3 protein-coding genes and 1 riboswitch are annotated in these 4,350 nt (G+C 27.7%); of the genes, 1 reads left to right on the forward strand and 2 read right to left on the reverse strand.

Annotated features, from left to right (window positions below; genetic code table 11):
- The first annotated feature begins 249 nt into the window (after positions 1-249).
- Positions 250-840 carry a GGDEF domain-containing protein gene (locus tag A500_RS12905; RefSeq protein WP_157453664.1) on the forward strand — a complete coding sequence of 197 codons (591 nt, stop codon included), beginning with the start codon at positions 250-252 and terminating at the stop codon, positions 838-840.
- Positions 841-881: 41 nt separating this feature from the next.
- Here the strand turns inward: A500_RS12905 and A500_RS12910 are convergent, their stop codons facing one another.
- Both A500_RS12910 and A500_RS12915 read right to left on the reverse strand, forming a co-directional pair.
- Positions 882-1,484, reverse strand: coding sequence for an ECF transporter S component (locus tag A500_RS12910; protein WP_040436862.1), 603 nt, complete (start codon positions 1,482-1,484; stop codon positions 882-884).
- Positions 1,485-1,700: 216 nt separating this feature from the next.
- Positions 1,701-1,819, reverse strand: a riboswitch (FMN riboswitch).
- Positions 1,820-1,914: 95 nt separating this feature from the next.
- Complete coding sequence (locus A500_RS12915; protein ID WP_016208026.1) at positions 1,915-4,077, reverse strand: Tex family protein; 2,163 nt, start codon at positions 4,075-4,077, stop codon at positions 1,915-1,917.
- Positions 4,078-4,350 lie beyond the last annotated feature (273 nt).

Genomic DNA, 4,350 nt, shown 5'->3' on the forward strand with positions numbered 1-4,350 from the left:
AAAATAAAAAAATTAAATATACTAAAAGTTAAATACTTTAAAATACCATTATTTATAAATACTGTACTCCTTATTATAAATTTAAAGTTTAATATTATATTTTCTATTGATAAAAATAATTTTTTCCAAAATGAAAAATTTTCAATAATTCCCTTTTTAATAGGCACTTTTTATTATATAAGCATATATATATTTTTAGTAAAACATAAACATACTATTCCTAATGATATATATATTTTTATAAGCATTATGTATATATTCCCTTTTACTGCTTCTGTACTGGAATTGTTTATTCCTGAACTCTTGTTAACTTGGGGAAGTATAACTACAGTACTTATATTTTCTTATATATTATTTCAGCAAGAATTATTTGAAACAGATCCATTAACTGGTGCCTTTAATAGAAATTTCTTTAACAGTTTTGTTTCTAAAACAAATAAATTTACAATGAATTTATCTAAACTAGGCGCAATTAATATAGATTTAGATGAATTTAAAAGTATAAATGATACTTATGGCCATAAAGTTGGTGATGATGTCTTAAAGAACTTTGTACTACTTTTAAATAAAGCTTTTAAAAAAAAATCTAAAATTATCAGAATGGGCGGGGACGAGTTTATAATAATTATAGAAAATACTTCTAATGAAGAATTTATAAGTCATATAAGATTCTTAAATATTATTACCGAAGTTTATAATTCTGTTAACAAATATCCTATAAAATTTAGTTATTCCTATTGTATATATTCCAATGATTTTAATGACATTTACGATTTTTTTGATCATATAGATAATAAAATGTATCAAAATAAGTACTTAAAAAAAACTCCTAAAATATAATTAAAGCTAACTATTAAAAATATAATAGTTAGCTTTAATTTTTATATTGAATTTAGTTTACTTTTTCTAGAATTATCAAAATTTGAATCTACTTTAAAAATTGCTACTGAAACCCTCTTATATAATATATATGTTATTGCACATACCAATATAGCTTTTACTCCATTAAAAGGTAATAATCCTACAGTAACATATTTAATTAATTCCTCTTTCACCATACTCATTCCAAATGCTGGCAATAATAAATATACATTTGCTAATATCCCTATAATTTCTATCGATAATGTTCCTAATATCATCCCAAGTAGTGCATTTTTTCTACTTTTATTTCTATGATAAACCCATGCTGCTGGAGCAACTAGAGAAACTCCTACTATAAAGTTAGCTATTTCTCCTACAAAAACTGTTCCTGTTCCCTTAACTATTAATATTAATAAATTCTTTAGTAATTCTATAACAATACCTGCCATTGGTCCAAAAGCAAATGCTCCCATAAGTGCTGGAATATCGCTTAAGTCAATTTTAAGCCATGGAAATGGTAAAAATGGTATTGGAAAGTCAAAGTACATAAGCACTACTGCTATTGCACCTAAAAGTGATATTTTAATAAATTTGTTTAGGTTTTTGTTTTGTTGATTGTTCATTTTTTCTCCTCCCAAAAGTCTATCCCCTGGGGCAATGGGTTAGATTTAAATAACTATGACATTAGTTTAATTATTATTTTACTAACTTACTCATCCTTTTCTTAGCAGATTTAATACTAATAAATAAAAAATCCCTGATATACTAAAATATATCAGGGCTTAAAATCCATAAGAAATAAGATGTGCTTAAAAATAAAAATTAAGCAATATCTAACCACTTACCTTCTTTCATCCAGACTATACTGTCGGCCTCGGAGTTTCACCGAATCATGCTAAAACTTTAGCTCGCGGGCTATACCGCCGGTGGGGAATTACGCCCCGCCCTGAAGATAATTTATTTATATTATTATTACACTTATATTATATGTCCATATATTGATTTTTGCAAGTAGTTTTTTTAACAATTGTAATATTTTGCGAAGCAAAATAACTAGTTAACATTTTTCATTGACAGTGAAATTCTATTCCTCTTACTATCTACTTCTAAAATTCTAACTTTTACTATGTCTCCAACCTTAACTATATCTAATGGGTGTTTTACAAATCTATCCGCCATTTGACTTTTATGAACAAGTCCATCTTGATGAACTCCAATATCAACAAAAGCTCCAAAATCAGATACATTTCTTACTGTTCCCATAAGTATCATACCTTCTGATAAATCCTTTAAATCCATTACTCCTGTTTTTAAAATAGGTTTTGGCATTTCTTCTCTTGGATCACGACCTGGCTTTTTAAGTTCTTTTATTATATCTAAAAGTGTAAGTTCTCCAACTTCTAATTCCTTAGAAAGACTTGAAAGGCCTTTATCTTTTACTCTTTCATCTATATCCTTAAGATTATTTTCTTTTAAATCCTCTTTGGTATATCCTAATAATTTAATTAACTTTCTTGCTGCTTCATAAGATTCAGGATGAACTGAGGTGTTATCTAAAGGTTCATTACTCTCCATAACTCTTAAGAACCCTGCACATTGCTCGTAAGCTTTTTGCCCAAGTCTTTTTACTTTTAATAATTCTTTTCTGGTTTTAAAGCCGCCAACTTCATCTCTATAATTTACTATATTATTTGCAATACTTGAATTTATGCCTGCCACATGAGTAAGTAATGCTGGTGTTGCAATATTTAAATCTACCCCAACCTTATTTACAGAGTCTTCAACAACACCTTTTAAGGATTCATCAAGCTTCTTTGCTGTAACATCATGCTGATATTGCCCAACCCCTAAAGCTTTTGGGTCTATCTTAACCAACTCTGCCATAGGATCTTGTAATCTTCTTCCTATAGATATTGCTCCTCTTACTGTAACATCTAAATTGGGATATTCTTTAGTAGCAAGTTCTGAAGCTGAATAAACAGATGCCCCTGCCTCGGAAACTATTACATATGCTATTTCTTTTCCAGTTTCTTTCTTTATTTCTGATATTATTTCAGATACCACTTCCTCAGATTCTCTTGAAGCAGTTCCATTTCCTAATGAAATTACTTCTACATTATACTTATTTATTAAATCTTTTAGTATATCTTTGGTTTCTTTAACTTTATTTTGTGGCGCTGTTGGGTATACTGTTGACTTATCTAAAAACCTTCCAGTACTGTCTAATATAGCTATCTTACAACCTGTTCTAAAACCTGGGTCATATCCCATAACTACTTTTCCTTTAATAGGTGGTTGCATTAATAGAGCCTTTAAGTTTTCCTTAAATATCTTTATCGCGCCTTCTTCACCTATATTAGTTAACTCGCCTCTAACTTCTCTTTCTATAGATGGGTATATTAATCTTTTCAAGGAATCTTTTATTGCTATTTTTAAGTATTCATCAGTGATATCAGTATCTTTTAATATTTCACTTTCTAAATATTTTATGATTTTATCTTCATTTACCACTATTTTTACTGATAATACTTTTTCTTTTTCTCCTCTATTTATGGCTAAAATTCTATGTGGAGGTATTTTAGCTATTTCTTCACTATATTCATAATACATTTCAAATGGTGTATGCTCTTCACTTTCACCGCTTGATTGTATTTTTCCTTCTCTAAACAATAATTCTCTTATCCACTTTCTATATTTGGCCTCATCAGATATTGCTTCTGCAATTATATCTAATGCACCGTTAAATGCATCTTCTTTACTATTCACACCTTTTTCTTCATCAATAAATTTACGTGCTTCATCATCTAAATTAGCATTGAAATCACCATTTAATATAATATCTGCAAGTGGCTTCAATCCTCTTTCTAATGCCATAGTAGCTCTTGTTCTCTTTTTTTGTTTATAAGGTCTATATATATCTTCAACTTCTGTTAAAGTTTTTGAACCTTCTAAAGCTTTTACTATATCATCATTTAATTTCCCTTGTTCATCTATAAGCCTTAAAACATCTTCTTTTCTTTCTTTTAAATTTCTAAGATATATAAGTCTTTCTTGGAATTTTCTTAGCACTTCATCACTTAAAGCACCTGTTTGCTCCTTTCTATATCTTGAAATAAAAGGAACTGTATTACCATCATCAAGCAGTGATATTACATTGTTTACTTGAGTTATACTTATCCCTAATTCAGAAGATAATCTTTCAACTATTTCAACCATAAAGTCCTCCTATGAATAATTTATTTGTCCAAAATTTACATAATGATATTATAATACAATATTACACTTTTATGTACTCTATTTAGTATTTTATAAAACAATTTTACTCAATTAGGTTGATTTAAATAATTGCAAAGTTTTTCTAAACATAGTTATCTTAATTATCTTATTGATATTATGTAAAATTCCGTTTATAATTAAATTGTAAAAATTTTACAGATGGGTGATGTATATGAATAAATTTCTAATATTAATTAATAAGATAATAAGTAT

This window comes from Clostridium sartagoforme AAU1 (assembly GCF_000401215.1).
Taxonomy (GTDB): domain Bacteria; phylum Bacillota; class Clostridia; order Clostridiales; family Clostridiaceae; genus Clostridium; species Clostridium sartagoforme.

Coding starts and splice junctions, on each gene's coding strand:
- A500_RS12905 (WP_157453664.1), top strand. CDS start 250: ATGTATATATTCCCTTTTACTGCTTCTGTACTGGAATTGTTTATTCCT.
- A500_RS12915 (WP_016208026.1), bottom strand. CDS start 4,077: ATGGTTGAAATAGTTGAAAGATTATCTTCTGAATTAGGGATAAGTATA.
- A500_RS12910 (WP_040436862.1), bottom strand. CDS start 1,484: ATGAACAATCAACAAAACAAAAACCTAAACAAATTTATTAAAATATCA.